Genomic DNA, 22,231 nt, shown 5'->3' with positions numbered 1-22,231 from the left:
AAGCTGCGATCGCAACTTCTTTTGGTACGTTTAAAAAGTATTGAGATAAGTAGTAGCTTCAGTTAGATCCGAGAGTAGCGAAAACGAAGTCTGAGTAACCGAAGCCAGCGTAACCACATTTGTGCAGGTTGTTCAAAGAATGTAAAAATATCACCGAAACCTAAATTAGTTTTGTGATGATGTAACCAGTGTCTCTCAGGAGTAGTAACAAATAAAATTTTGCATAAAATATTTATAGGTTTTGGAGTTTGCCAACCAAGTACACTTATGTGTCTCCACCATACATGAAACTGACCAAGCAGTAATCCCGAAATAACGCCAATGGGAGAGAAAGGCCACAAGACTACTGCTATGAGTACATAAGGCAAAGCTCCTAAGATACCATCTAAAAGAACTTGAGGATTAAAAGTCAAAATAGCGTAGTGGCGGAAATCTTTTTTCCAGGAGTGGTGCGTTTTTAAATGAAGGCTACCAAAAACATGCTCGGGTACGTGGTAAATAAATGTAGATAGAAAATCACCAAAAAACAGTAATAACCAAGCAACAGCAATAGCCTCAAGCATTTGTACTCCTCAAGAATAGTTAAGAAAACTCCACAGAAAATATGCAAATGTCATCCTGCTGGCGTAGACACATGGTTTCCTCCATGCAAGCAGCATTTGTGCTTATCATGGGTCTACGCTGAGAGTGAATTTGGCTCAGAGTATATGTAATTGGATCAGTTGCAGTTTCATGAATTTCCAATCCTTAAATGCAGTAAACAGCAACCCCTAAGAACCTCCAGCTACCTCCAGCTTGACTTCTAGCTCTGGGTTAATGGCAACAATACATCTAAAACCCTATGGGAATACAGTACTTTGCCATAGTTACTACACAATCTTCTTACTAAGGCATACAGCGTAGGCAAAGATTGAGTTAAAGTTAGTACAAATTTAGGTTAAGGCTATTTTCGAAATTGTTAATTCCAAATTGATCGCAATTAAGTCTCAATGTTGAATTTAATTAGAACCACAGAATTATTTTATAATCTAATAAAAGAAAGAATTTAATGAGTAATTTATCTATAAAAGTTGCTGAAATACCTCAAGATTTTCCTAAAATTCAAGCAATGAGATGAGTAGTTTTTCAGAAATCAAATATGAGTCCTATAGCTAAAAAATATTACATAATTTGTGATTCACGCCCAAGAATATATGAAATATTTATACAAAAAACTGGATTTTGTGGAGGAGGGGGAAATATTTGAAGAAGCAAGCATTCGCCATGTGACAATGAGAAGGAAAATCTCATATTTTAAATAATCTGCTTATTTTAATAAGTGGTATTCACAGCAATACTGTTCGGATAAGGTTTTTTGGTGATACGCCCTAGATCACAAAGACGCGATTTATCGCGTTTCTTGTCTTAACCGAACCGTACAGCACTTCCGGCAGCTATGAGGTACATCCTAAAAGCTGAAAGCGATGATAGGAGAGGGACAAGGAGAAAACTATATTGCATAATAGCCGGAAGCGCTGTATTGGTAGTCACAGCAGTTTACAATGATTTTAAATACGAAATTACCTAACCAATAAACAAGAATATTTATAGTAAAATTAGCTCAAATATCGCATCAGTAATGACTCTAGCTGGACTGTGCGGATTGGCTTAACTAGGTAGTCATTAGCATTACCTGTTAACTTGTTAATTTCTTTTTCTATAGGTTCACTTAAGGTCATTATTACAATTGGTGTATCTTTCCAAGAAGGCTTTTGTCTAAGGAGATTTAGCAAGTTTAAGATCCTAGTTTTTTTAGTTAGCTGGAAATCAAAAAAAACTAAATCTGGTTGCAGACTTTGCACCTGTTTCAAAAAATCATTTTCATTATCTATCCACTTGACTTTATAGCCAATTGACTGAAGATATTCTTGCAAAACTGTTGCAGTTTTTTCCTCTTCTTCTATAAGTAAAATAGTTCTATTCTTGGGAATGTCTGGGTATGAGGATAAAGTAAATTCTTCTCCCTCATCTCCCTGAGCTTCCTCACTTTGTTCATTCTCGACTGCTTTCGAAAGTACTGGATTTGGTAGAAACAAAGTGAACTGACTGCCTTCTCCTAACGTTGATGTAACAGTTACATCTCCACCATGCAAACGCGCTAATTTACGTGTTAAAGCTAAACCTAAACCAGTGCCTTCATACTGCCGATTTAGTTGGCTATCAAGCTGTTTAAATGGTTCAAATAGAAATTGAAACTGATTTGGGTCTATACCAATTCCAGTATCTGAAACTGTAAAGGTTATTCCTTGAGGTACTTTTTTCACTACCAGCGATACATCACCTGCTGGGGTAAATTTAATGGCATTGGTGAGCAGATTGAGTAGCATTTGCTTGATGCGCCGCTCATCAGCAATACAAATATCCTCTTGTAGGTCAATTTTGTAGGTGAGTTTTAACCCCTTTTCTGAGGCGCGATCGCGCACTGTCCAGATGGCATAATTACATAAATCTGATACTAGTAAAGGTGACAGTATCAGTTCTTCTTTGCCTGCTTCTACCTTCGATAAATCAAGAATATCGTTAATCAGCGTCAGCAAATGCTCACCACTACTATATATACAACTTACATATTCGTTCTGCTTTTCATTGAGAGAGCCAACTACTTCTTGTTGCAGCAACTGCGACAAGCCCATAATCGCATTAAGAGGTGTTCGCAACTCGTGGCTCATAGTTGCTAAAAATTCGCTTTTTGCCCGACTAGCAGCTTCTGCTGCTTCTTGAGAGGCACGTAGTTTCAATTCTGTTTCCTTGCGTTCAGTAATATCCTCAATCATCGCTAGAAAAAACTCAGGTTCACCATTGCTGTCTGGTATAACAGAAACAGAGATATGAGTCCAAATTAGACTACCATCTTTATGTAAGCAGCGTCTTTCCATCTCAATGCGATGTTTATCGACAGCCTGTTCCTCAAGTTTGGAGACTTGGAAGCCGAACCTTGAAGTTTTCACGGAGTTTTTGCTAATTTCTGACACCAGTTGTTTGTATAGTTTTAAATCCCCCTTTTGCATAGAAATGTAATCTGTAAAGCGCTTGGCGTAGAGTTCTTCTCGGCTGTATCCTAAAATCTCGCACAGTACCGGATTAGTATCGACTATCTGCGCTTTCATATCTATAAGTCCAATACCAATAGAAGAACGTTCAAAAATTGCCCGAAATTTCGCCTCACTCTGTCGCAGTGCTTCCTGTACCATGTTTCGCTCGCTTGCTTCTATAGCCAAAGTCACGAAATCTGCAATCGAGCCAGCAAAAGTTTCTTCTTCTAAAGTCCATTGGCGAAGTTCACCTATGTGTTCGTGACAAACTACGCCTACCAAACGACCTTCTAGCCAAATGGGTGCATCCAACAGGGATGTGATGCCTAAAACACAAAGATAAGGCTGGGATAATTCTTGGGTTCTTGTATCGTTTCTGGCATCATTTGCAGCAATGGTACGTTCTTCTTCTAAAGCCTGGAAATAAGCTGGATAATTTTCTTGTGAAAGCGAGTTACCAAAGCTATGCTCCTTAGTGTTTACATCATACAAATCGATACATTCAATTTTTGAGCGTTCTTCATTGTATAACCACACGCCAACTCGCTTGACTAAGAGTGTCTGAGCAGCAGTTTCTGTGATTTCTCTCAATACTGCATTAAGATTGCCTTGTTGAAATGTCTTGCTTCTTGCCAGTTGAACTAATGTCTGACTTTGTTTTCGACGACTATTTTCTCTGATTTGTAAAGCCTCTTGGGACTGATTTTGCTCTGTAATATCTCTAGCTGACACCACCTGCATTACTTGACCTCAAGAAGAAATAATTTTGCCTTCCAGTTCTACGCAAAAAGTAGAACCGTCTTTGTATAACTACAATTACTTGGTATGGTTTTTCATAACCGGAAAGTATATTTTTTATAATCCAATTTTTCTAATTCTAGATAGCGAGTTCCAAAATAGATATTGCTAATCAATTTTCTTACTTCATATCAGTAATTTTTGCCAGGGGATAATTAGCATTTATAGTAATTTTACTAGCAAGTAATTTCACTCAAATATTAAGTAATATAGTGTTTTGATTTGTGAAGTAGGAAGTGGTGTAGTTTAATTACTTGAAAGGGGCTTGAAGTCAATTTGCTGGTTAGTGTTAATATTAATTCATTTTTTTTGGAACTGTACAAAATCAAGCTTGCTGAGGCAATAGGGCATAAGCTCTAAGTTCTGGAGCAACTTCACAGATAATCGATATGATTACCAAAATACAGTTGATTCCCCTAGAGAAAGATACTTAATGACTAAAATTTTGAGAATATTAAGGTAATGCCAGCTTTTATGGAGGTGGAGTGATGACGGATAGTAATGTGAGAATTGTTTCTCTGATTCCCAGTGGAACAGAGATTTTAGCGGCACTAGGATTGGTTGATGCTATTGTAGGGCGATCGCACGAATGCGATTATCCTCCAGAAATCCTCAATCGCCCCGTTTGTACCCAAGCACGCTTAGACTCCAATGCCTCCAGCAGCCAAATTAACGATGAGGTGAATAATTTATTACAATCTGCTCTCAGTATTTATGAAATCAAAACTGATGTTTTAGAGCGGTTGCAGCCTACTCACATTCTCACTCAAGACCAGTGTGATGTTTGTGCTGTCAGCTTACACGAAGTTGAAAAGGCAGTCGCCACACTCATTGACAGTAAACCGCAGATTATTTCTTTACAACCCAATATTCTCCAAGATATTTGGGCTGATATTGAGCGAGTCGGTAATGCCTTCGAGGTAGACTCGGTAAAAGTCTTAGAAAATTTAGAAGCTCGCGTCAAAATTTGTCAGCAAAGAGTCCAAGGACTTTCTTTAAATGAACAGCCTACTGTTGCCTGTATCGAGTGGATTGATCCTTTAATGGTTGCCGCCAATTGGATTCCTGAATTAGTTAACTTGGCAGGAGGACAGTCTCTATTTTGTTATACAGGTCAGCCTTCTCCTATCTTGCCGTGGGAAACACTATTAACAACTGATCCAGATGTCATTGTTTTTATGCCTTGTGGCTTTGATTTAAATCGCACTCGTGAAGAAGCCAAATTGTTAACTAAACGTCCAGAGTGGGAAAAACTACACGCTACGCAAGCTGGTAGGGTCTACATCACTGATGGCAATTCTTACTTTAATCGTCCAGGGCCACGACTGGTAGATTCTCTCGAAATTTTGGCTGAAATTTTGCATCCCGAAATTTTCCAATACGGCTACAAAGGAACGGCTTGGGAACTTTTGTAAAGAAGAATTCAGGAGTCAGAATTTAGGAGTCAGTATGAATTAGAGTCTGGTGGCGTTTTAACTCCATCCTTCATAGGTAGAGTCCTCTGAATTCTCGCTTCTGAGTCCTTTCTCATGGTGTTTCTTCCGAATCCGTCGATGGTTCATTGTTAAATAACAGCAGGCGTGCGGCAAGAATGGCAAATCCGATCGCAGCGATCGCTTTTAACAAACGTGTAGGTAATAATTCTGCTACTGCTCCCCCTGCTAATGCCCCCAACAGGCTAGTCAACAGCAATGCGCCTGCTGCACCAAAAAATACTGCACGTGGAGAATTAGAACGCCCTGAAAGTGCGATCGCTGCTAGCTGACTTTTGTCACCCAATTCTGATAAAAAAATGGTAATAAAGCTCAGTCCTAAAAGATGCCAATCCATATTATTAAGGGGGAATGGGGAATGGGGAATGGGAGTTTCTCTAATGACAAATGACCAATGACTAATGACCAATGACTAATGACCAATAAATACATCCCAAAACAGCATTAGGGAAATTACCAACAACATCACACCTGCTGATTTTTCTACAGTTTTTGGGCTGAGTCGGCTAGCAATCCAACTACCTAAAAGTACGCCTAATAAGCTGGTGGTTATCAGCGCTGCTGCCGATCCGAGAAATACCACCCAAGGCGAATGAGATTCTGCACTCATTAACAGAGTGGATAGCTGAGTCTTATCTCCAATTTCGGCGAGAAAAATGGTTACAAAAGTCGTGCCAAAAACTACTAACACTGATTGCTGCTTTTGAGGACTATCGGCAACTACAGGCTGAACTCGCTGGGCGATCGCAGGAGTCAAGTTAAAATCAGTGCTATCTTTCAGTTCTAGCTCGATTTCAGTCTGAGCTATGCCAGAAATCTCCAAAGGTGCAGAGTCAAGTTTCACAAGCAGTAGTTTTGGTTGCTAGGTTATTTTCATATTTCTATCATATTCTCAGATTGTTGTAATAAATTGCAACTACATAAATGGAGATAAAAAATTTTTTGTATCCTCCTTACAGTCCAATAGCTTGATCGAAGCGTAGTATTTCTAAGCTGCGATCGCCGTATACTCCTTCTATTTGCTGGCGACAGCAGTCTATAGCAAAATCGTTGACTTCTTCAGGTTCAACCCCATACATATCTTGAAAAACCTCTGATTCCACGCGGCAGAAACGAGGACGATCTGAGTAGATGCGACATTCGCGCATGGTATGGTCAAAATTAACGCACCATCCGCCTTCACCTACCATGCTGAGGTAGAGTTCTAGTTCTGGTGGAGAGAGATACTCATCCAAATCGGGACGATCTGCTGGATCAAGATTACAGCAGGCTCCACATTGTTTTACACATTGCCAAGTTGCCATTTTGAATTGGGGAGTGGGGAATGGGGAATGGGGAATGGGGAATGGGGAGCAGGGGACAAGGAGACAAGAGGTGAGAAATTAAAACAAGTTTTTCCCCTTGTCCCCAATTCTCCTTGTCCCCAAGTCCTCTTCCCAATTCCCAATTCCCAATTCCCAATTCCCATATTTTACGTTTTTATGTCTTTTCTTATAATTTTGTTAAGTAAATTAAATCCAATAGGCCATAGACAGATATGATCGATTGCGGGTTTTGTAATTAAGTTATTGAATTTTTTAAGACAATTGGGAGGAGAAAGGGAAAAATGTTTGACGCTGTATCTGACTTGTTTAACGCTTTTACCAGTATCAATTGGGAAGTTATTTTCCAATTGCTGTCCGTAGCGCTAATTGTGATTGCTGGCCCAGTAGTAATCTTTTTGTTGGCATTTCGCAACGGCAACCTATAAGATTTCTGAGTGCTGATTAAGAGTTAGGGGTGAGGAGCGATGCCCTGAGCCTGCCGTTGGCGTAGCCTCTCGCAGAGAAGGGTTAGGAGTGAGTAATTAAATTTTATTCTCAACTCATAACTCATAACTCATAAATCAGCACTCACAGTATCACAGTCAGAAGCAATAAGTTAATTAAGAACTCCTAACTTTTAACTGATAACGCTTGAAGTGCAGCCTGAATAATACTGTCATACTGTGGCTGAGAAATATCAACTTCTTTAGCGTTTTGACGATTAGTACCAAGTAAACCGATTATATGTCCTGGCTGCATGACTAACACCTTGCCTTCAGGGTTTTTAATTCTTAATTCTGCTTCAATGCCGTTTTTATAGAAACCACAAGTATAGTGTCGCTGATTGTACTCAAAGGTGGTATTTGACGAAATAGATGGCGAAGCAAAAAATTGTTGAATCTGAATTGGCAATCTAACACCGATTAACTCTAGCTCGATGGTGGTGTTGCCGTTAAAATAATTTTCTCGCAGTTTGTAAGCTACATCCACTCGCGGTGGTAAGCGGAAGTAGTCGCCCCAACGCCAAGCGATCGCTTTAATTCTGTAATCCTGATTATCAATAGTTTGGGCAATTGTCAGTTTGATGTGACCCTTACCAACGATTTTTTGCTCAACCACTTGAACATTAGCTGTCCAAAAAACTGGATCGGGGTTGTCCATGCCGCAGGGATGTAGAGCATTAAGCTGTTGGTAAAGCTGCTGATTGATCTGATCAAGGTTAACTTCGGCATCAATTTTGAGCAGAGGCTTGAGATGCTGGGGTTCAAGACACTGGTTAGCAAACTCAATCAAACGCGATCGCAACACCTGTAAATTCTCTGCTGGTAGAGAAAATCCCCCGGCGGCTTTGTGTCCACCATATTTCCCTAGTAAATCGTGACAATATTCTAAAGCTTCAAACACATTAAACTCTGGAATTGAGCGTGCAGAACCGCGTATATGTTCCCCATCCTCATAAGTACCGATAAATACAGGAACACCGTAGCGTTCTACCAAGCGGGAAGCGACAATCCCAATAACGCCGTGATGCCAATTGGGTTGAACAACAATTAATACACGGTCTTGTTGTAGAGATGTAACAAATTCTGATTCTACATAAGCGATCGCTTCTTGTTCAATTTGCTGACACATTTCCTGGCGAGAAGCGTTGATTTGTTCGCACTGCATTGCTCTTTCCAGCGCTACTCCCATATCATCTGTAGTCAGCAATTCAATCACAGTCTGGGGATTACCAATCCGACCAATAGCATTAATTCGTGGCCCTAAGCGAAACCCAATATCTTCGGGTTTGAGGGATTTGGGACTGGGGACTGGGGATGGAAGCTTTTCCTTATCTCCCCCTGCTCCCCCTACTCCCTCTCCCCTCGCCTGTACGCCACCTACCTGAATCAACGCCTGTACCCCAGCTAAGTTGGATTTGGGTAAATGCTGTAAACCACGTTTCACCCAACGGCGATTTACGCCAGTTAAGGGAGCTAAATCTGCGATCGTTCCCAGTGTAAACAGTGCTAGCATCGGCTGGATCAATCCCTTCGTCTCGCCTAGCTGTTGTGCTAAAGACACTGCCAAAATATAGGCAACACCAACACCAGCAACACCCCGATAAGGTGAAGATTCGGCTATTAGTTTGGGATTGAGGATAGCATTAGCTGGCGGTAATTTTTGGGGGATATCGTGGTGATCGGTGATAATCACTGCAAGACCAAGTTCTCTAGCTCTAGCAACTGGCTCAAACGCAGATATACCATTATCTACAGTGAGAATTAATCCCACGCCTTCGCTGTGAAATTCTTCAACTATGCGTTTATTAATACCGTAGCCTTCGTGCATCCGGCTGGGAATAGCATAATCTACCTGTGCGCCTAAAGTGCGGAGACTACGCAAAAGTAGAGCCGTGCTGGTCATTCCATCAGCATCGTAGTCACCACAAATAGCAATTTTTGTTTGAGAAGCGATCGCATTTTGCAACAACTCCAAACTAATTGCCAAATCGGGGAAATCTTCTAACGGCGAAGGTAAGATTAAAGACTCTGGCTCTAAAAATGCTTGTGCTTGTTCTGGTGTTTCCATACCCCGATTAATCAACAACTGGCCGATAATGGGTGAAACATTCATCAAAACCGCCAGTTTTTGGGCAAATTCTGGTTTTTGTGGATAAATTTGCCAGCGCTGATTAGGTAAGCGCCTGGTAGGTTTTGAGAATTCAGATACAGGTCGGTCTAGCACAATACAAGTTAGAATTTACTTAGTTATGAGTGTTGAATTGAAAGTTGTTTCTTAACTCATAACTAATAACATTAATTTGCTATCTAAAACACGTTTATTCTACCATCATCCATAATATACAAAGAGCGATCGCCCGGAGAGCGCCAAGTCGGACGGAGTTCTAGCCGCAATGTGCCAAAGTTAGGTTTCGAGACAATTGCTTGTAGTGATAAACCTTTTTCGCTCCAAAATATCAGAGATGTATTTGGCTCTGTACCCTCTATTTGCTCTAAACTTAGTTTCTGCCCTGGACTCAAGGTCATTGCATCAGTCCCAGAAGGTTTTTGGATTTTAATTATGTTAGGCGTACTATTTATCACTTCAACTCGGATGTGTTGCCCAGGTGTAAACTGAATTGGATGCGACCCACACTTAGAGGCACAAGTTTTAGCTAAGGTAACACTGGGATTATTGATTGATGCTACTAAAACGGTAGCTGCAACTAAAGCAAATGACAGAGGCTTAAACATAATACACAGTATAATTACTAATCTCAAATATTACTTCAATTTTGGACTATTAAGCCTCAGCATATTTTCCAGAATTAAGCTAATGCAAAGCAACATCAGCCCATCATTTAATCGTGATTTAGCCAGTCGTCGAGTTGTTGTTGAGTCACCACTTGCGATCGCTTCGCTATGCTAGTTGGACTGTTGTAAGCCATAATCAAGACAGAATTAGGAATCAGGAACACAGAAGTGAATCATGCACATCCTATCCCTTCATTATCCCGATGACTTACTTATTACCTCCGGTAAATCACCCCAAGCCTTAGAAGCAGAACTCACATTTTTGCTCGCAGTCAAACTATTTGAGCTACGCAGACTATCGCTTGGTAAAGCCGCCGCCTTTTGCAGCATGAACAAACCGCAGTTCATGTACGAACTAGGACGTTTGCAAATCCCTGTTATCAACTTAGATGATGACCAAATCGCCGACGAATTGCGCGATGATTAACCCTGTGATTGTTGCCGATAGCAGTCCCCTCATCTCTTTATCAATTATCGAGCAACTGGAAATTCTTCCTCAACTGTATCAGCGAATATTAATTCCCACAGCCGTATGGGATGAAGTAACAATCCAAGGTGTAGGTTTACCTGGCGCACAAGCCGTCAGTCAGTTAACTTGGTTGGAAATTCAAACTCCTGAAGCCCTGATATTAGAACCATTATCAATCCTAGTTGACCGTGGAGAGGCTGAAGCTATTGCCTTGGCTCAGTCCACTCCAGATAGTACGGTACTTTTGGATGATGCTCAAGCACGAAGGGTTGCAGAACGCTTAGGAATTCGCCGGATAGGTACTCTTGGCATTTTGCGTAAGGCGAAAAAAGCAGGCTTGATTGTGGAAGTTAAAGTATATATTGAGCAGTTACGCACCAATGGAATTTATATCCGACCTAGCCTCATTGATGCAGTGCTAAGGGATGTCGGAGAAATAGACTAATCGCGGGTTCAGATAAAACTCAAGCAAAATTTTTTGAGTGTTATGCAGCATAGGGTGACTCTCCTACACATCATAGATTGAGTCTGTAGTGCGATCGCTATTTTAGTGAGTCTGATATCACAAAACAAAACCCTGTACAAAGTTTTACCTGATTGTACAAGGTTGTCTATTATCCTAAATAATTAGGATAAGCTTTTTAACCGAAACGTCCACTGATATAGTCTTCAGCTTCTTTAGTTTGAGGAGAACTGAACATTTGGGCTGTCGGATTAAACTCAACTAATTTTCCGCGACGTTTGCCATACTCGTCAATTTCTGTATTGAAGAAAGCTGTGAAATCTGCCACTCTGGAAGCTTGCTGCATATTGTGTGTCACCATGATGATGGTGTATTGCTGCTTCAGTTCTAAGCAGAGTTCTTCCACTTGGCGGCTAGAAATTGGGTCGAGAGCAGAACATGGTTCATCCATCAATAATACATCTGGCTTCATGGCGATCGCACGGGCTATGCAAAGTCGTTGCTGTTGTCCGCCAGATAATGCAGTACCCTTCTCTTTGAGTTTATCTTTGACTTCATCCCAGATAGCAGCACGTCTGAGGGAATCTTCCACCAATTCATCAATGTTACCTTTGTAACCGTTAGAACGCGGCCCAAAAGAAATATTTTCGTATATTGACTTGGGGAAAGGATTCGGTCTTTGAAAAACCATTCCGACTTGGCGGCGTAATTTGACAGAATTTATCTTAGGATCGTAAATATTGCGATCGCGGTAATTCAGTCTACCCTCAACCTTAGCACCAGGGATTAAATCATTCATCCGGTTGAAGCAACGCAATAAGGTGCTTTTACCACATCCTGAAGGGCCAATAAAAGCAATAATTTGTTTTTCAGGAATCTTCAGATAGACATCTAAAAGTGCCAGAAATCCGCCATAAAAAACCTTCACACCTTCAACATTGAATACGCTCTTTTCATAGTCAAGGGTGGCGCTATCTGATTGACTTCTACTATTATTGCTACAAGTCATTTTTCGGTTCTCCTAATATTCGTGAATGTATCCAATTAGATATTTAATTACCTAACGTATTGAAAAGCGTTGTCTAATATAAATTGCTACACCATTTAAAACTAAAATCAAGCCTAACAACGCGATAATTGTCGCTGCTGCTGCATCAGCAAAACCCGGTTCAGGACGAGTGATATAACTGTAAATTTGAATGGGTAATGCCATAAATCTCTGAAACAAACCAGGGTCAAAAGTGAGAAAACCCACAGCACCGACAACAATTAGAGAGGCTGCATCACCAATAGCGCGGGATACTGAGATAATCACCCCTGTCAAAATACCGGGAATAGCATAAGGTAAAACATGACTGCTGATAGTGCGCCATTTTGTAACACCTAATCCATAAGAAGCATTTCTCAGGGAATCTGGGACAGCGCGAATTGCTTCTCTAGAGGTGACAATAATTACTGGTAAAGACAACAAAGATAAAGTCAATGCACCAGAAATCAAAGCGGGGCCAAACCTAAGCAAATAATTGAAAACTCCTAAACCCAGCAATCCATAGACAATAGAAGGTACACCCGCCAGATTACTGATATTAATCTCAATAATCGCTGTCCACCAAGCTTTCGGTGCATACTCTTCTAGATATAAAGCTGCTCCTACACCAATTGGTACAGTAACCAAAATTACAATAGTTCCTAAAAGGACACTGCTGATAATTGCAGGACGAATACCACCTTGGTCAGGAAAACGAGAAGGAGTTTCTGTGAGAAAACCTGGTGTTAAAAATCTGCCTAATCCATCTCGAAAAATGTCAAAAAGTAGCAATGCTAGGATAAATAAACCAATTAATAATCCTAACAAAAAAAGTACTTCAAATACTTTTCCTAATATCTCCCTACTCTCAACATTATCGGTAAATTCTGCCGTCGAATCTAGAGAATCATCTTGTTGGTAACTTGTAGCCATACTTAGTTAATCGTATTTTTCTTTAAAGCGATTTGCAATCCAGTAACTAACAATATTCAAAGCTAGGGTAATTACAAACAGAACAGCACCTACAGCATATAACGTCTTAAAATTGAGACTACCACGTGGGCTATCTCCACCAGAAATTTGTGCCATGTAAGCTGTCATTGTTTCTATTGATTCCGCAAAATTAACAGTCAGCTTTGGCTGTAGTCCGGCAGCGATTAGGACAGTCATTGTTTCACCCACAGCGCGAGAAATACCCAATATAATTGAAGCGATGATTCCAGAAAGCGCGGCTGGTAGAACTACTTTAAAAATGGTTTCTAGTTTAGTAATACCTAAAGCATAAGATCCTTCCCGCAAAGAGCGCGGAACTGCTTTAATAGCATCTAAGCTGATAGAACCAACAGTAGGAGTAATCATTACGCCCATCATTAACCCTGCACTCAAAGCATTGAATATTTCCAGAGGGATAATATACCGCAACAATGGTGTGACAAACAACAGCGCAAAGTAACCATAGACGACTGTTGGTATTCCTGCCAAAAGTTCTACTGCTGGACGTAAAACTGCTGCTACTTTGGGTTGAGCATATTCACTTAAATAAATCGCCGAAGATAAACCCAAAGGAATAGCAACTGCCATTGCAATAGCTGTAGTCAAAAAAGTGCCATTAATCAAGGGCCAAACACCAAAATGTCTATCTGCAAATAGAGGTGTCCATTTAGTATCAAGAAAAAATTCCGCAAAGGAAACTTCTTGGAAAAAACCAAATGTCTCTTGAAAGATAATTACGACAATACCAAAGGTAGTCAAAACAGAAACTAAGGCACAAGCAAATAAAATTACTGCAACAATCTTTTCTGAGATATCTTCAGATGGATTTTTATCCAGTGACTGTCTAGATAGTAAATAAGGATCGTCTTGAGAATTGAGATTTTGCATAAACAGTTAATTTTTAAACTACACTCAGACTACAATAGTTGAAACTTTATTTAAATAAAGTTTGTAATTGGTTCACCTGGTTTTGCTTTTTTAAACTTTGTCCCTGTTTCACCCGTAGCAAATTTTTGTTTTACCTTGACATAAGCTTCATCTGGTAGTGCCACATAACCAACACTATCTACCCATTTCCAAGAATTTTCTAGATAAAAGTCTACAAATTCTTTGACTGCTGGTTTGGTATCTAAAGACTTTTTGCTGACATAGATAAACAGGGGACGAGATAAAGGTGTGTAGATATTTTTGATGACATTATCTACTGGAACTGGTTTTTCGCACTTTCCAGTAGGACTTTCTACAGCGACCAGATTGAGTTTTTCTTGGTTTTGAATGTAGTAAGATATCCCTACATAACCTAATGCTGAGACATCACCTGATACTCCTTGCACCAAAAGATTTTGATTGTGACTAGGAGTGTAATCTGTACGACCATTCTTAGCTTTTCCAGTCACAGCTTGAGTCATATAATCAAAGGTTCCAGTATCGGAAGCTGGAGCATATAACTTCAGCTTTTGGTTAGGAAATTTGGGATTAACTTGATTCCAAGTTAATATTTTACCGTCTGATTTAGCACCCCAAATCTTACCTAGTTCCTTAACGGTTAGACATTTGACGAAGTTATTTTGACGGTTAGCAATCACAGCGATGCCATCTAAACCTATAGGCAACTCGACGAAATCAATATTCTTACTTTTACATTTTTTGATTTCTTCATCTCGAATGGTACGAGAAGCACCGGCAATATCAATATCACCATTGCAAAATTTACTGAAACCACCACCAGTCCCACTTGAAGCAACGCTAACTTTCGCTTCAGGTTTAACTTTACCGTATTCTTCTGCAACTGCTAAAGAAACAGGGAAACCTACAGCCGCACCATCAATACTCACTTGACTTTTTAATTCCTGTCCGCTATTACAAGCAGTGATACTGCTGGTAATCAGCATTAAAAAGGTGAGTGAAAAGCCATCTTTCAATCGGCTATAAAAACTCATAATTTATCAATTGAGGTAAAGTGATTGAGAATTATTTATATTTGGCTAGCTGCTAGAAAAATATAGATATTATGCTTTGCTAGCAGCTTGAACTTTGTCAAAAATTGCCCCATCGCCAAAAAACTTTTTCTGGATAATATCCCAACCGCCTAAATCTTGAGATGTAAATAAAGTTTCAATTGGCTGATATTGAGATGCTACTTCTTGGGTGACAGTGGGGTTAACAGGACGATATTGTAATTTAGCAAATTCTCGTTGAGCCTCTGTAGAGTAAAGAAAATCAACAAATGCTTGTGCAACTTCCCTTGTACCGTGTTTGTCAACATTTTTATCAACTACAGCTACAGGATTATCAATGGAAATATTGACTTTGGGTACAATATAAGGCAACTTGTTTCCATTTTTACCTGCTAAAATTACCTCATTCTCGTAGTTGATTAAGACATCACCCTGATTTTTTTGAAAAAATAAATCGCTAGCTTCACGGGCATCTTTCGTCAAAATGGGAGTATTTTTATAAACTTTGGTGACGTAATCTAATGCTGTGGCTTCGTCACCTCCGTTTAGAGTTACCGAACCCCAAAAAGCTAAGAATTCCCAGATAGCAATACCAGAAGTTTTTGGGTTTGCCGCAATCACTTTCACGCCATCTTTTGCTAAGTCTGCCCAAGTATTGATACCTTTGGGATTACCTTCACGGGTAACGATCGCAGCAACCGATCTACTAACGATACCACTTCTCGGAGCTTTGGTTTCCCAACCTGATTTAATCAAACCTGCAAGAGCAATTTTGCTGACATCTAAAGGAAGTGCCAAATGTACTATATCTGCTTCTTGGGAACCAGCAATCACAGCAGCCGCTTGAGCTACAGAACCACCATAACTTTGCTCAAATGTGACATTCTGGTTATGTTCTTGCTTCCATTTTTCGACAAATTTGGGGATTATCTGGTCATGAGCCGCTTTAGTGACAGAGAAAGATACAAGTTTCAACTTAACATCATTTTTGCTAGCTGAACTGCTTCCAGAGCAGGAGGCAACTGTTATACTCAAAAAAGCACCTACTAGAAACAGACTCACAAAGCTTTGCACTGTGTGTCTATTTAACCAATTTCTAATTGTGTCTTTATATGAGAGTTGTATGGTCTGTAATGCTTCCAGGACATAAGACTGCATTTTCTCAGTAATCAATTTACTGAAATGTGTCGTTTGTTGCGACTCGCTCATCAGAGTTCACCCCACTAAATCTACGGTAATGCTAAAAAGATACCGTATGATAAATTATAGGGTATATAGAATAATATTTATCATCTGGCTTCGATTTTTTTATAAGTAGCAATAATAGGGTCTAAACTTTGCGTTCTGCCAAACGTCAAAAAGCTGATTTGTTTTCAGCATACATACATTATTTTTGTATAGAATTGCCACAATAATTTATTGCGAAAAATTAGGGGAAAGCTAAAAAAGTTTCTCGTTTTTGTCCATAAAAGACCTCTCCCTGATTTTACTACGCAAAACCTGTGCCTCTGCAAAGCGTAGAGGGAGAGAATTAAAGTTTAAAGAAGTTCGTCACCGTTACGTAACATTAGTTCAGTTGGTGGCTGAGGCAATTATCAAAAATCGATATAATTTAGGGATATTAAAATAGAATGATTATCAAAATATATAGCTAAGAATCCTATTGCCTTTAAGCTAGGAAATGTTGAAATCCAAGAAATTATTATATGAATGCTGAAGAATTTTTAAAGCAAGGATTGAACCACAGTTTGCAAGGCGATTATCAAGGAGCGAACGCAGCTTATACCCAGGCAATCAAGCTCAACCCTAACTTTGCCGAAGCTTACTATAATCGAGGGATTATTTTCAATGGTCAACTCAAAGATTATCGTAGTGCGATCGCAGATTTTAATCGGGTTATAGAAATCAATCCCAATTTTGCCACAGCCTACTATCACCGGGGTAATGCACGTTACTTTTTAGGCGATTATCAAGGAGCGATCGCAGATTATAACCAAGCATTAGAAATCGATCCAAACCTCGCCCAATCTTACCACAGCCGGGGTAATGCTTACTTTGCCTTAGAAAAATACGACAAAGCGATCGCTGACTATATCCAAACAATAGAAACTAGCACCCAGTTAGCTGATAATATCAATATTGATATTGCCAATGCTTATCATAATCGGGGTGTAGTTTGTTTTGAAAAGGGTGATCATCAAGGAGCGATCGCAGATTTTCAACAAGCTTTACAGTGGTATCCCAATTTTGCCGCAGCATACAGCAATCGGGGCAATATTCACCATATCTTAGGAAATTTCAAGGAAGCGATCGCCGATCATGACCGAGCATTACAATTAGATCCGAAGTTGGCGGAGGCTTATCATAATCGAGGTAATGCCTACTACTCTTTAGCAGAGTATCAAAGTGCGATCGCAGATTACAACCGCGCTCTAGAAATCAATCCCAAGTTTGCGGGAGCATATTACAACCGGGGTTTGGTTCTAGCTCATCTCAAAGAATATCACCGAGCAATTGAGGATTTTAATCAAGCGCTAAAGTTCAATCCTGATGATGTACAAGCTTATTGTGAACGGGGTCTTGTCCGTAGTACCCTTGGGGATTATGAGGGTGCGATCGCCGATTATGACCAAGCTTTACAAGAAAATCCGACTTTGGCTTTAGTATATGGCTTTCGGGCCAATGCTCTGCGCCGACTGGGAGATTATCAAGGCGCAATTGAAGATAGCAATCGATTATTACAACTCAATCCTAGTTTAGCTGAAGGATATTGCGATCGCGCAGCGGCTCGTCGTTCTTTAGGAGATCATAAAGGAGCAATTAAAGATTACGATCGGGCATTACAGATTAATGATAAATTAGCCGCAGCTTATTATGGTCGGGGGATTGCCCGTGAAGCTCTGCAAGATTTACAGGGAGCAATTGATGATAATACCCAAGCGATAGAGTTGGTTCCTGAATTTTCGCAAGCGTATTGTAATCGAGGAAATACTCGTCGTCTTTTGGGGGATGAACAAGGAGCGATCGCAGATTATAATCAAGCATTAAAAATTAATCCTGATTTAATTGAAGCATATTACAACCGAGGTTCAACGCATTATGCTTTAGAGGAATATGAAAGTGCGATCGCAGATTACACCCAAGCTTTACAAATAAATCCTCAATCTGCTGCATTTTACAGCGATCGCGCTAATGCTCGCTATGCTCTAGAAGATTATCAAGGAGCAATCGAAGATTACAGTCGGGCGATCGCGATCGACTCCAGCTTTGCTGAAGACTGGTACAATCGGGGTCGTAGCCGTTCTCTATTGGGAGATTTACAAGGAGCGCTTACAGACTTAAACCAAGCTTTACAGCTTCAGCCTCATTGGGCTTCAGCTTACATCCTGCGAGCAGATGTCTACCAAAATCTGGGTGATTCTCAAGGAGCAATTGCAGATTTCCAAAAATCCGCAGATTTGTATTACCAAGAGGGAAATGTTCAGTATTATCAACAAATTATGGAGTTAATTGAACAGCTTCGATGAAGGGATTGGGGATTGATTAGGGACTTCCAAGAAATAAATTATCCAAATAAACGAACCGCAGAGACACAGAGAACACAGAGAGAAGAGGGATAGAGAGAGTTTTTGCGTCAGTTTTGGAACATTTTTTTATTTGGAAGTCCCTTATTAAATATTCTCCCCATTCCCCATTCCCTTATTTATTCAAAACGGAAGCGTTCCATGAAGCGGCGGTCAATGCAATCTTTGTAATGCCATAAGAGTTTGTGAGGTGGTAAAGTGATGATGCCTTTGCTTAAGATCGCTCGTCTGTCTCCTGTACCAATTAGACTTAAATATTGTTTTTGTGGCTGATAGGGTTTGAGCGGCTTACCTAATATAATTCGCTGCAAATTATTAAATAAAGGTTTACCTTGTCTAACAGCAAATACCCCAGCTTTTGGACGCGGATAATTTACCATTGTGGCGATGTCACCAGATGCAAATACCTGCGTGTGCGTTTGAGATTGCAATGTGTCCTCTACCAGAATAAAACCTTGCTCATCAGTTCCTAGTCCCGCAATTTTTAACCATTCGGGTGCTGAAGCTTGTGTTACCCAAAAAATTTTATTACACTCTACTCTCAAACCAGAATCGCACTTAATCTCAAATATTTCTCTAGTTTCTTTGGAGTTTTTAGGTGCGATATTACACACATTTTCTCCAAGATGTAGCTTAATACCCCGTTGGATGAGAATTTGCTGAAGTTGATGCCGTACTGATTGATGATAATTGGGCATCAGTTGGATGTTACGCTGAAATAAATGAATTTCCAGATTTTCAATTGGTTGTTGATTTTGACGGAAAATCTGATGTAAATGAGATTGCATCGCCAACGCCAATTCTACACCGCCAGCACCTCCACCTGCGATCGCAATGCGAATTGGTTCTTGAGGACTTTTACCTATGGCTGTAATTAGTTCATACCAATGTTCCAATAGCTGGGATACTGGTTTAGCTGCGATCGCATATTCTGATGCTCCTGATACAGACACTCTGGCCGGAGTGCTGCCAATATCAATAGACAGCACATCAAAATCTACCGCCAATCCGTTAGCACAGAGAACTTTGTTATTTTCCAAGTCTAGAGCAACTACTCTGTCAATATACAAATTTGCTTGAGCAAAGTTAGCCAATGGTTTCAAATCAATATGACATTCATCATGGGTGTAAAATCCAGCAATGTGTCCTGGTAACATTCCAGAGTAGGCTGTCTTTTGATTTGCAGTAATCAACGTCAAGCGCACTCCGGGTAACGGCTTTATTCCAAACATTTTCAGGGCAATTGCATGGCTGTGACCGCCACCAATCAGCACTAAGTCTTTAACCATAGTATGTTGACAGTAATCATTAATTATTTTCATAGTGTAAAAAATATTTCATCAATTAATAACAGTCAATTAGCAAAAATATGTCTGGGGATACAGGCTTTCCAAGAAGAAATTAACCAAACTCAGCGTAAGTCCCCAAAAGAGCATTTAAGAATAGCAATTGAACAACTAGAAAATAACACAATAGAAAACAGTTTAGCTGTAATTAATGATTTAGAGCGAATTGCCAAAAATCATCCACAGTACCACTGGATAATTATGAACATTCTTACTACTTTTATCCGAAAAAATTCTCTTTATCTACCTCAAGAAGAAGTAACGATTAATCTGTTAGAAAAATTTCGTCTAAATATTCAAGCAGCCCTTACCGTTATCGCTAAAAGAGATATAAATAAAGATCCAGAAAATGAGCAGCTTGATTTGAGTTATATCGATATGAGAGGAGCAAACCTGAATAAAGCGAATCTACAACAGACAAATCTTTATCAAGCTAATCTTGCTGGGGCGAACCTTACAGAAGCTAATCTTGCAGGAGCAATTCTCAGTGCGGCTAACCTCGAAGGTGCTAACTTATATTTAGCTAACCTAGAAGGCGCAATTCTTAGTGCAGCCAACCTAAAAGGAGCTAACTTAAAAGGAGCTAACCTGCATTGTGCAAGCTTATATCTAGCTGATTTACATGGGGCAATTCTCAATGATGCCATACTTGATGGGGCAAACCTTAGAGAAGCTAAATTTTCTGAGTAAAATACCAGTCGTCAAGACGAAAGTTAAAATTAAAAAGTTTATAGGGTAGGATTTTCAGTAATTGTTCTATTTTCGCCCTAATCTACAAATATATTCAATATTATTACTTAGTTAAAGAGGTCTTCTGACACCTATTATAATTTTCTGCTAAATGCTATACTATTTTTTCCAAGCATCTAAGTAATAATTCTAGGTTGTAAGGAAAATCTTTACCATGTCTTCTAAAAAGACAGACACTCTGTTGAATTGGTTGATAACTATAACAGTTATATTTGGCTGCTCATTGATTGTAATTTTCTTTGCTTTATCCAGTATTAAAGAATTGTCAATTCAGGAAAAAATTCAGTATAGAAACCAAGCGTTAACAACTACTGCAATAGTTTTTCTGGCATCGGCGGCAATGTTTAATACCTATTACGCAGCAAAGCGGGCCCAAGCGATGCAGAAAAATGCGATCGCAGCTGAGAAAAACATAGAAATTGGCTTTCAAAATGCCAAACTCAATCAAGATAGATTGATTTCAGAACGCTTTATGGGGGCAATTGCCCAGCTTGGTCATGATAAAATTGAAACCCGAACAGGTGCAATTTATGCTTTAGAAAGAGTTGCCCAGGATTTTCCTAGAGAACACTGGACAATCATGGAAATCCTCACTGCTTTTGTGCGAGAAAATGCACCTATCCAGCAGGTGAAAATGGAGCAACAAAAGCCGGAATATTCACCAGATGCTTACTCAGGTAGGCGGAGAAGTGGGTCGCGTCCGACACAGCAGTTAGAGCAAAACCTCCATGAAGAGTTTCCAATAATCCGTACTGATATTCAAGCAGCCCTAACTGTTATCGGTAGGCGTAATTTACTCGAAGACCCAAAAGATCAGAAACTTGATTTACGTCATATCGACATCAGACGAGCAGACCTGCTAGGAGTTAACCTGCAACAAGCAGATTTACGTGGTTCTGACCTGAGTGGGTCTGACCTGCGTGGAGCAGACTTGAGTGAGGCTGACTTAAACGGCGCTAAACTCATTAGGTCTATTCTCTATGAAACCAAATTACTAAAAGCTAGCCTCTGTGGAGCTAATCTATGTTGGGCTAATCTTAATCGTGCTAATCTCTCAGGGGCTAACCTGCGTTCAGCCAACCTTTCGGGCGCAAGTCTGCGTGTAGCGAATCTCCAAGGAGCAAACCTCTATAAAGCTAACTTGCAACAAGCAACTTTGAAAGTCGCCAATTTATCTGGAGCAAAGCTATTTTTAGCTAACTTGCAAGGTGCAAAACTGGGTAAAGCCAACCTAAATCAAACGGGTTTGATTGGTGCTAACCTTTCAGGGGCTAACCTGAATGGAGCCAACCTTTCAGGGGCTAACTTGAATGCAGCCAAACTCCACCAAACAGAAGTCTATTTTGCCAATCTCTCAGAAGCCAGTTTAACGGAAGCTGACCTGCATCAGGCAAACCTGATTGGAGCCAACCTGCATAGAGCAACCTTTTATCAAGCTAACCTGACTCAGGCAAACCTGATGGGAGCTAATTTTTTAGAAGCTGACCTCAGTGATGTCAAACTGGAAGGGACAATTTTAACAGGGGCTAAAAACTTAGAGTTGCATCAGATTAGAAAGGCACTTGGCGATCGCACTACTCGCCTACCTGATTATATAGAAGCACCGACAGATTGGCGGCAATCAGGTTAAGTTAACGCAGCATCAATTAGTTATTTGGGCGCATTCTACCGTTTTCACT

The 22,231-nt window shown here is 40.0% G+C and carries 20 protein-coding genes; 7 read left to right on the top strand and 13 right to left on the bottom strand.

Annotation, left to right across the window (positions count from 1 at the left end):
- Nucleotides 1-62 precede the first annotated feature (62 nt).
- Complete coding sequence (locus tag V7K69_RS26550) at nucleotides 63-563, bottom strand: fatty acid hydroxylase (protein ID WP_335039963.1); 501 nt, start codon at nucleotides 561-563, stop codon at nucleotides 63-65.
- A 1,032-nt stretch (nucleotides 564-1,595) separates the two neighbouring features.
- Nucleotides 1,596-3,812, bottom strand: coding sequence for a hybrid sensor histidine kinase/response regulator (locus V7K69_RS26545; RefSeq protein ID WP_335039961.1), 2,217 nt, complete (start codon nucleotides 3,810-3,812; stop codon nucleotides 1,596-1,598).
- A gap of 545 nt (nucleotides 3,813-4,357) precedes the next feature.
- Between V7K69_RS26545 and V7K69_RS26540 the strand changes: the two genes are divergently transcribed.
- Entirely contained in the window at nucleotides 4,358-5,284 is a 927-nt protein-coding gene (locus V7K69_RS26540; protein WP_335039959.1) for a cobalamin-binding protein, read from the top strand.
- Nucleotides 5,285-5,396: 112 nt separating this feature from the next.
- Here the strand turns inward: V7K69_RS26540 and V7K69_RS26535 are convergent, their stop codons facing one another.
- From V7K69_RS26535 to V7K69_RS26525, 3 genes are all read right to left on the bottom strand, one after another.
- On the bottom strand, nucleotides 5,397-5,699 hold the full coding sequence (locus V7K69_RS26535) for a TMEM165/GDT1 family protein (RefSeq protein ID WP_335039956.1): 303 nt from the start codon (nucleotides 5,697-5,699) through the stop codon (nucleotides 5,397-5,399).
- 75 nt (nucleotides 5,700-5,774) lie between these two features.
- Complete coding sequence (locus V7K69_RS26530) at nucleotides 5,775-6,206, bottom strand: TMEM165/GDT1 family protein (protein ID WP_335039954.1); 432 nt, start codon at nucleotides 6,204-6,206, stop codon at nucleotides 5,775-5,777.
- Between the two features lie 109 nt (nucleotides 6,207-6,315).
- Entirely contained in the window at nucleotides 6,316-6,666 is a 351-nt protein-coding gene (locus V7K69_RS26525) for a YkgJ family cysteine cluster protein (RefSeq protein ID WP_335039952.1), read from the bottom strand.
- A 302-nt stretch (nucleotides 6,667-6,968) separates the two neighbouring features.
- Here V7K69_RS26525 and psb30 point away from each other — a divergent pair, with 302 nt between their 5' ends.
- A complete protein-coding gene (psb30, locus tag V7K69_RS26520) occupies nucleotides 6,969-7,112 on the top strand; it encodes a photosystem II reaction center protein Ycf12/Psb30 (protein WP_114086065.1) in 144 nt (47 codons plus the stop codon).
- Between the two features lie 184 nt (nucleotides 7,113-7,296).
- On the opposite strand, the gene V7K69_RS26515 is transcribed toward psb30, so the two are convergent.
- Together V7K69_RS26515 and V7K69_RS26510 are read right to left on the bottom strand one after the other, a co-directional pair.
- The gene (locus V7K69_RS26515) at nucleotides 7,297-9,393 is read right to left on the bottom strand and encodes a single-stranded-DNA-specific exonuclease RecJ (RefSeq protein WP_335039950.1); all 2,097 of its coding nucleotides are present in this window, start codon (nucleotides 9,391-9,393) and stop codon (nucleotides 7,297-7,299) included.
- Between the two features lie 83 nt (nucleotides 9,394-9,476).
- A complete protein-coding gene (locus V7K69_RS26510) occupies nucleotides 9,477-9,902 on the bottom strand; it encodes a hypothetical protein (protein WP_335039948.1) in 426 nt (141 codons plus the stop codon).
- A 235-nt stretch (nucleotides 9,903-10,137) separates the two neighbouring features.
- On the opposite strand from V7K69_RS26510, the gene V7K69_RS26505 reads away from it, so the two are divergent.
- Entirely contained in the window at nucleotides 10,138-10,389 is a 252-nt protein-coding gene (locus tag V7K69_RS26505) for a UPF0175 family protein (protein ID WP_073645131.1), read from the top strand.
- On the top strand, nucleotides 10,382-10,876 hold the full coding sequence (locus V7K69_RS26500) for a DUF3368 domain-containing protein (protein ID WP_335039945.1): 495 nt from the start codon (nucleotides 10,382-10,384) through the stop codon (nucleotides 10,874-10,876). Before V7K69_RS26505 ends, V7K69_RS26500 begins: the two co-directional genes overlap by 8 nt.
- Nucleotides 10,877-11,072: 196 nt before the next feature.
- On the opposite strand, the gene pstB is transcribed toward V7K69_RS26500, so the two are convergent.
- The 5 genes from pstB to V7K69_RS26475 all read right to left on the bottom strand — a co-directional run bounded on the left by pstB (nucleotide 11,073) and on the right by V7K69_RS26475 (nucleotide 16,081).
- A complete protein-coding gene (gene pstB, locus V7K69_RS26495) occupies nucleotides 11,073-11,903 on the bottom strand; it encodes a phosphate ABC transporter ATP-binding protein PstB (protein ID WP_335039943.1) in 831 nt (276 codons plus the stop codon).
- A gap of 51 nt (nucleotides 11,904-11,954) precedes the next feature.
- The gene (gene pstA / locus V7K69_RS26490; protein WP_335039941.1) at nucleotides 11,955-12,854 is read right to left on the bottom strand and encodes a phosphate ABC transporter permease PstA; all 900 of its coding nucleotides are present in this window, start codon (nucleotides 12,852-12,854) and stop codon (nucleotides 11,955-11,957) included.
- A gap of 6 nt (nucleotides 12,855-12,860) precedes the next feature.
- Nucleotides 12,861-13,802 carry a phosphate ABC transporter permease subunit PstC gene (pstC, locus tag V7K69_RS26485; RefSeq protein WP_335039939.1) on the bottom strand — a complete coding sequence of 314 codons (942 nt, stop codon included), beginning with the start codon at nucleotides 13,800-13,802 and terminating at the stop codon, nucleotides 12,861-12,863.
- 50 nt (nucleotides 13,803-13,852) lie between these two features.
- Nucleotides 13,853-14,854, bottom strand: coding sequence for a PstS family phosphate ABC transporter substrate-binding protein (locus V7K69_RS26480; RefSeq protein ID WP_335039936.1), 1,002 nt, complete (start codon nucleotides 14,852-14,854; stop codon nucleotides 13,853-13,855).
- Nucleotides 14,855-14,923: 69 nt separating this feature from the next.
- The gene (locus V7K69_RS26475) at nucleotides 14,924-16,081 is read right to left on the bottom strand and encodes a sulfate ABC transporter substrate-binding protein (RefSeq protein WP_335039934.1); all 1,158 of its coding nucleotides are present in this window, start codon (nucleotides 16,079-16,081) and stop codon (nucleotides 14,924-14,926) included.
- A gap of 497 nt (nucleotides 16,082-16,578) precedes the next feature.
- Between V7K69_RS26475 and V7K69_RS26470 the strand changes: the two genes are divergently transcribed.
- The gene (locus V7K69_RS26470; protein ID WP_335039932.1) at nucleotides 16,579-18,399 is read left to right on the top strand and encodes a tetratricopeptide repeat protein; all 1,821 of its coding nucleotides are present in this window, start codon (nucleotides 16,579-16,581) and stop codon (nucleotides 18,397-18,399) included.
- A 176-nt stretch (nucleotides 18,400-18,575) separates the two neighbouring features.
- Here the strand turns inward: V7K69_RS26470 and V7K69_RS26465 are convergent, their stop codons facing one another.
- Nucleotides 18,576-19,745 (bottom strand): FAD-dependent oxidoreductase, encoded by a 1,170-nt coding sequence (locus V7K69_RS26465; RefSeq protein ID WP_335039930.1) that lies wholly within the window; start codon nucleotides 19,743-19,745, stop codon nucleotides 18,576-18,578.
- Nucleotides 19,746-19,748: 3 nt separating this feature from the next.
- On the opposite strand from V7K69_RS26465, the gene V7K69_RS26460 reads away from it, so the two are divergent.
- Nucleotides 19,749-20,492 carry a pentapeptide repeat-containing protein gene (locus V7K69_RS26460; protein ID WP_335039928.1) on the top strand — a complete coding sequence of 248 codons (744 nt, stop codon included), beginning with the start codon at nucleotides 19,749-19,751 and terminating at the stop codon, nucleotides 20,490-20,492.
- Between the two features lie 214 nt (nucleotides 20,493-20,706).
- Nucleotides 20,707-22,182, top strand: a complete 1,476-nt coding sequence (locus tag V7K69_RS26455; RefSeq protein WP_335039926.1) for a pentapeptide repeat-containing protein — start codon at nucleotides 20,707-20,709, stop codon at nucleotides 22,180-22,182.
- The last annotated feature ends 49 nt before the right edge of the window (nucleotides 22,183-22,231 follow it).

This window comes from Nostoc sp., assembly GCF_036917775.1.
In the GTDB taxonomy this organism is placed as follows: Bacteria; Cyanobacteriota; Cyanobacteriia; order Cyanobacteriales; family Nostocaceae; genus Nostoc.
This window is presented reverse-complemented; position numbering and strand designations above follow the sequence as displayed.

Bases quoted from the DNA above. Each gene is read 5' to 3' on its own strand.
- V7K69_RS26550 (WP_335039963.1), bottom strand. From the start codon at position 563: ATGCTTGAGGCTATTGCTGTTGCTTGGTTATTACTGTTTTTTGGTGAT.
- V7K69_RS26545 (WP_335039961.1), bottom strand. From the start codon at position 3,812: ATGCAGGTGGTGTCAGCTAGAGATATTACAGAGCAAAATCAGTCCCAA.
- V7K69_RS26540 (WP_335039959.1), top strand. From the start codon at position 4,358: ATGACGGATAGTAATGTGAGAATTGTTTCTCTGATTCCCAGTGGAACA.
- V7K69_RS26535 (WP_335039956.1), bottom strand. From the start codon at position 5,699: ATGGATTGGCATCTTTTAGGACTGAGCTTTATTACCATTTTTTTATCA.
- V7K69_RS26525 (WP_335039952.1), bottom strand. From the start codon at position 6,666: ATGGCAACTTGGCAATGTGTAAAACAATGTGGAGCCTGCTGTAATCTT.
- psb30 (WP_114086065.1), top strand. From the start codon at position 6,969: ATGTTTGACGCTGTATCTGACTTGTTTAACGCTTTTACCAGTATCAAT.
- V7K69_RS26510 (WP_335039948.1), bottom strand. From the start codon at position 9,902: ATGTTTAAGCCTCTGTCATTTGCTTTAGTTGCAGCTACCGTTTTAGTA.
- V7K69_RS26505 (WP_073645131.1), top strand. From the start codon at position 10,138: ATGCACATCCTATCCCTTCATTATCCCGATGACTTACTTATTACCTCC.
- V7K69_RS26500 (WP_335039945.1), top strand. From the start codon at position 10,382: ATGATTAACCCTGTGATTGTTGCCGATAGCAGTCCCCTCATCTCTTTA.
- pstB (WP_335039943.1), bottom strand. From the start codon at position 11,903: ATGACTTGTAGCAATAATAGTAGAAGTCAATCAGATAGCGCCACCCTT.
- pstA (WP_335039941.1), bottom strand. From the start codon at position 12,854: ATGGCTACAAGTTACCAACAAGATGATTCTCTAGATTCGACGGCAGAA.
- pstC (WP_335039939.1), bottom strand. From the start codon at position 13,802: ATGCAAAATCTCAATTCTCAAGACGATCCTTATTTACTATCTAGACAG.
- V7K69_RS26480 (WP_335039936.1), bottom strand. From the start codon at position 14,854: ATGAGTTTTTATAGCCGATTGAAAGATGGCTTTTCACTCACCTTTTTA.
- V7K69_RS26475 (WP_335039934.1), bottom strand. From the start codon at position 16,081: ATGAGCGAGTCGCAACAAACGACACATTTCAGTAAATTGATTACTGAG.
- V7K69_RS26470 (WP_335039932.1), top strand. From the start codon at position 16,579: ATGAATGCTGAAGAATTTTTAAAGCAAGGATTGAACCACAGTTTGCAA.
- V7K69_RS26465 (WP_335039930.1), bottom strand. From the start codon at position 19,745: ATGGTTAAAGACTTAGTGCTGATTGGTGGCGGTCACAGCCATGCAATT.
- V7K69_RS26460 (WP_335039928.1), top strand. From the start codon at position 19,749: ATGTTGACAGTAATCATTAATTATTTTCATAGTGTAAAAAATATTTCA.
- V7K69_RS26455 (WP_335039926.1), top strand. From the start codon at position 20,707: ATGTCTTCTAAAAAGACAGACACTCTGTTGAATTGGTTGATAACTATA.